The following is a 5,108-nucleotide window of genomic DNA, read 5'->3' as shown; positions in this document are numbered from 1 at the left end:
GTGTGGTTATGTTTTCTGTATTAATGTATGTTTTTTCTTATGTTATTTTAATAGGTTTATTTTTGTATTTTGTTTTAAACCCAAAACAAGAAGACTATTATATTTTTTTTAATATTAGAAGGTTTTTAATACAACCAATACTTTTGCTGTTGTTGCTGCCTGCTTTTTATTATTAAAGAAAAGGAGCATAAATTACTGTTAAAGCTTAAAAATAATAACTTACTATTTAAAATTTAATTAACTTTGTGGCGTGAAAATTAATTTATTACATAAAAGCTTCTCTTTCATAATGGCATTTGTAGTGTTGTTCTCAACACTATCATTTACTGTTGAGTCTCACTATTGTGGTAATAATTTAGTAGACACGGCTATTTTTTCTAAAGTAAAAAATTGTGGGATGGAAACTTCTGCAACTACAACAATTAAGAAAAATTGCTGTAAAGATGAGGTTGAAGTATTAGAAGGTCAAGATAAATTAAAAGTAAATACTTTTGATGACTTAAACTTAAGCGAACAAATAGTTTTAGCGACCTTTGCGTATTCTTACATTTCATTATTTAAAAGTTTGCAAAAGCAAACAACACCTCATCTGGAGTACGCGCCTCCAAATCTCACTTACAACATACATTTACTACAGGAGACTTTTTTAATTTGATATTTTATTTTTTTATTTTTTTTGTTTTTTCGCTTTCGCGGAAATACCAACTCATGAAATAATTTATTAAATAAAACTCAATGAAACATACATATATAGTTACAGGCTTGACCTGTAATAGCTGTAAGGATTCGGTAGAAAAACACCTAAAAGCTCTACCTAACTTAACAAGTGCTAATGTAAATCTTGAAAAAGAAGAAGTTCAGGTAGAAATGAAACAGCACATTTCTATAGCCATTTTAAAAGAAGCATTACCCGAAAAATTTTCAATTTCAACACAAAACAATACCAACGTTCTTAATTCAAAAGAGAACAAGGAACAAAAAAGTGATTTGCAACAACTAAAACCATTATTTATAATTTTTGGATATATAACTATCGCGTCCATTTTAATGCATTATAAGCAATGGGATTGGACAAGTTTTATGCTCGATTTTATGGGTTTATTCTATGTTGTGTTTAGTTTCTTTAAAATTTTAGATTTGAAAGGTTTTCCAGAGTCTTTTAAAATGTACGATCCGTTTGCAAAACAAGTGCCATTTTATGCTAAAATCTACCCTTTTTTAGAACTAACTTTAGGGCTGCTGTTTTTTATGCGAATTCAAATTCCTATAGCCTTAATTATTACAATAATTATTCTAGGTATTACAACTATTGGAGTAACAAAAACACTTTTAGATAAAAATGCAATACAATGTGCTTGTCTTGGTACAGCTCTTAAGTTACCTATGACGAAAGCTACATTTATTGAAAACTCAATCATGATTATTATGGCAATCATTATGTTAACTAATACTTATCTATAATGAAAAAGCTACTATATATAATACTAGTATTACCACTTTTTGCAGTTTCTCAAACACAATTGCAAGGAGCCATTTTTGAAGATAATGTAACTAAATCACCTCTTCCTGGTGCAAATGTTTTTTGGTTAGGAACTAAAGTTGGTGATGTAACAGATTTTGATGGTAAATTTTCGATTCTCTATAAAAAAGACTATACTAAGCTAATAATAAGTTATGTAGGCTTTAAAACAGATACATTAACAGTTTTAGAACCCAAGCCAATAACACATAGCTTGAAACCAACAAGCGAGCTAGATGAAATTAAAATTTCTTCTAGAAATAAAGCTTCAGCAATATCTTATTTGTCGTCTCAAAATGTAATTATGGTAAGTAGCGACGAGCTTTTAAAAGCTGCGTGTTGTAACCTGTCTGAAAGTTTTGAAACTAATCCGTCTATAGATGTTAATTTTGCTGATGCTGTAACAGGAACTCGACAAATAAAAATGTTGGGTTTAACCAGTCCGTATATATTAATTACTACAGAGAACATTCCATCTATTCGTGGTGCATCTCAAGCTTTTGGATTAAGTTTTATTCCAGGAACTTGGGTAGAAAGCATTCAAATTACCAAAGGTGCAGGAAGTGTTGTTAATGGTCATGAAAGTATTGCAGGACAAATAAATGCCGAATTGGTTAAGCCTTCAACAGACGATAAATTATTTATAAACCTTTATGGAGCAAGCAATGCACGTTTAGAACTAAACACACATTTTAACACGAAAGTAAGTGATAAATGGGATACAGGAATTTATTTACATGGAAGTACTCTAAACACAAAACACGATGTTAATAACGATGGTTTTCTAGATATGCCGCTGTATAATCAGGTTAATGTAATGAACCGTTGGCAGTATACAAATCCAGAAAAAGGAATTGTAAGTTTTATTAATTTGAAGTATTTAAACGACCAAAAACAAGCAGGTCAGCTAGATTTTAATCCAGATATAGATAAGTTAACTACAAATAGTTGGGGTACAGAAATAGATACAGAGCGTTATGAGGTAAGTGCTAAATTAGGCTATGTAAACCCAGAATTGCCATGGCAAAGTATTGGAGTTCAAGCTGCTTATAGTGGTCATGAGCAAGATTCTTATTTTGGGTTAAATAGTTACGATATTCAACATAGTAGTTTATATGCTAATGTAATTTATAATACAATAATTAGCGATTCTAGACATAAAATTAAAACAGGAATAAGTTATACTTATGATCAATATAAAGAGTTTGTAAATACAGTAGATTTTAATAGAACCGATAACTCAATTGGTGGTTTTATAGAGTATAATTATTTTAATTTAGATAAATTTAATATTACTGCTGGCTTAAGAGTAGATAGACATAATCTGTTAGGTACATTTATTACACCTCGTTTGCATATGCGTTACACAACATGGGAAAAAGGTGTGTTTAGAGCATCTGTAGGAAGAGGGAAACGTAGTGCTAATATCTTTGCAGAAAACCAAAAACTATTTTCAACTTCTAGAAATATAAACACTTTAAATACTACTGGAGAAATTTATGGTTTAGATCCAGAAATCGCATGGAATTATGGTGTGTCTTTTCTACAAGGATTTAGACTATTTGGTAGAAAAGCAGAGTTAACTGCAGATTTTCATAGAACAAATTTTAAAAACCAAGTGGTTGTAGATTATGAAAACGCACAAGAAGTAAATTTCTATAATTTAGATGGAGAAAGTTATGCAAACAGTTTTCAAGTGGAACTGCATTATGAACTTTTTAATAATTTTAATACACGTGTAGCTTATAAAAACTACGATGTAAAAACACAGTTTAATTCTGGTAAACTAGAAAGACCACTAACACCAAAACATCGTTTTTTTGCTAATGCTTCATTCGAAACCGAAATAAAAAACAACTCTAAATGGAAATTTGATGCTACATATAATTGGTTAGGTGCACAGCGTTTATCATCTACGCAAAATAATCCTATACAATATCAATTACTAGAATACTCTAAAACTGTAGCTACTTTTAATGCTCAGGTTACAAAAGTGTTTTCTCCAAAATTTGAAATATATTTAGGAGGAGAAAATATATTTAACACAAGACAAGACAATCCAATAGTGTCTGCAGATAATCCTTTTGACTCAAGTTTTGATACTACATTTGTTTATGGTCCAATTTTTGGAGCAAATTATTTTGCAGGATTAAGATTTAAAATCAAATAACCAAGTTGCTGTGGAAGCAGGAATATTATAATTTTTAACTAAAAATAACAAAACAATTTAACAATGAAAATATTAAAAAGTACAGTACTCGTTTTAGCATTATTAATGGTTTCTTTAACATTTGCTCAAAATAAAAATGAACGCGCTTCTTTAGAGGTGGATGGTGTATGTTTAATGTGTAAAAAGCGTATTGAAAAAGCAAGTTTAAATACCAAAGGTGTGAAATCTGCTACTTGGGATGTAGAAACTCACGAATTAAAACTAATTTTTGATGAGCGTAAAACAAATCTAGAAACTATTACTAAAAGCATAGTAGCTGTTGGACACGACACTAAAGAATTAAAAGCAATAGATGCAGCCTACGAAACTGTTCATCCATGTTGTAAATATCGTGATGAGGAAGTTAATGACGATCATAAAAATTAAATATTAAATTATATTTAAGAAAGCCTAAATTTTAATTCAGGCTTTCTTATTTTTTTACAATGCCATACAGAATCTACATAATAGAATTGTCCAAACGTGTGTTTACCTAAAACGCAAAGTTTAGAAACGCCAATCCACAATTTAATGGTGTGTTACAATGTTTGTATGTTGGCATGACAAGTAAAACACCTAAAGAACGTTTTACACAACACAAAACATGTTACAGAAATAAAAAAGGATATAAGTTGTCTTATAATATTGTAGAAAAATATGGTACGTATTTAAGGCCAAGTACAAGAACGACTAACAATGCAAGTTGTACAAGCAATACTAGAAGCATTAGGCACAAAAGATGTTGCTTGTGTTATAGATGCCAAACATTTATGCGTAAACTCAAGAGGTATTAAAGACATAGAAAGTTCTACCGTAACGGCAGAATTTGGTGGTAATTTTAAAGAAAAGGAAACCAAAAGAGAGTTTTTAGACTGCTTTAAAATGACGACTCATTTTAATTGATTATTTTTTTAAAATAACAAGTCTAAAAAATATAACAATTCGGAATTAGTAGTTAGATTTTAAACAAAATAAATAAAAACGCTTCCAGAAAATCCAGAAGCGTTTTTTTAAATTTATCTAACTCACATCATAAATTTTTCAAAGTAAGAGTGAGTAAAATGTCTACAGCGACTCGCTGCTACATCATGCCTGGCATTCCGCCACCCATAGGAGGCATTCCACCAGCAGGAGCATCTTCTTTAATATCAATTAAAGCACACTCAGTTGTTAATATCATTCCTGCAACAGAAGCTGCATTTTCTAATGCTATTCTTGTGACGCTGACCGCGCAGCGCCTTGCGGATGTGCAAACATTGCAGGGTGATGCGGTGCTGGCGATTACGGCGCGGCGTGCACAAACGCTCAAGGCGCGGGCGTATGATGGCGATCTGGCGCGGATTGTCTTGCCACAGGATGTCACGTTGAAATGGGTGCAGA

5 protein-coding genes and 2 pseudogenes are annotated in these 5,108 nt (G+C 31.1%); all 7 read left to right on the top strand.

Going from position 1 to position 5,108, the window contains the following annotated elements; translation table 11 throughout:
• Positions 1 to 8 precede the first annotated feature (8 nt).
• Positions 9 to 176, top strand: coding sequence for an exosortase F system-associated protein (locus QNK89_RS02080; RefSeq protein WP_340169314.1), 168 nt, complete (start codon positions 9 to 11; stop codon positions 174 to 176).
• A gap of 113 nt (positions 177 to 289) precedes the next feature.
• The gene (locus QNK89_RS02075; protein ID WP_340169313.1) at positions 290 to 655 is read left to right on the top strand and encodes a hypothetical protein; all 366 of its coding nucleotides are present in this window, start codon (positions 290 to 292) and stop codon (positions 653 to 655) included.
• A gap of 80 nt (positions 656 to 735) precedes the next feature.
• Positions 736 to 1,461: a MauE/DoxX family redox-associated membrane protein gene (locus QNK89_RS02070; RefSeq protein WP_340169312.1), complete on the top strand. Its 726-nt coding sequence runs from the start codon at positions 736 to 738 to the stop codon at positions 1,459 to 1,461.
• A complete protein-coding gene (locus QNK89_RS02065) occupies positions 1,461 to 3,689 on the top strand; it encodes a TonB-dependent receptor (protein ID WP_340169311.1) in 2,229 nt (742 codons plus the stop codon). Before QNK89_RS02070 ends, QNK89_RS02065 begins: the two co-directional genes overlap by 1 nt.
• Positions 3,690 to 3,752: 63 nt before the next feature.
• Positions 3,753 to 4,115, top strand: a complete 363-nt coding sequence (locus tag QNK89_RS02060) for a heavy-metal-associated domain-containing protein (protein ID WP_340169310.1) — start codon at positions 3,753 to 3,755, stop codon at positions 4,113 to 4,115.
• 59 nt (positions 4,116 to 4,174) lie between these two features.
• A pseudogene (locus QNK89_RS02055) lies at positions 4,175 to 4,408 on the top strand (ribose-5-phosphate isomerase); the annotation flags it as partial.
• Positions 4,404 to 4,631 (top strand): annotated as a pseudogene (locus tag QNK89_RS02050) (GTP cyclohydrolase I); the annotation flags it as partial. The pseudogenes QNK89_RS02055 and QNK89_RS02050, both read left to right, overlap by 5 nt.
• Positions 4,632 to 5,108: the final 477 nt, after the last annotated feature.

The sequence above is a fragment of the Lacinutrix sp. genome, assembly GCF_037625555.1.
Lineage (GTDB): Bacteria > Bacteroidota > Bacteroidia > Flavobacteriales > Flavobacteriaceae > Lacinutrix.
The sequence above is the reverse complement of the archived record's forward strand: the minus strand, read 5'-3'. Positions and strand labels throughout refer to the sequence as shown.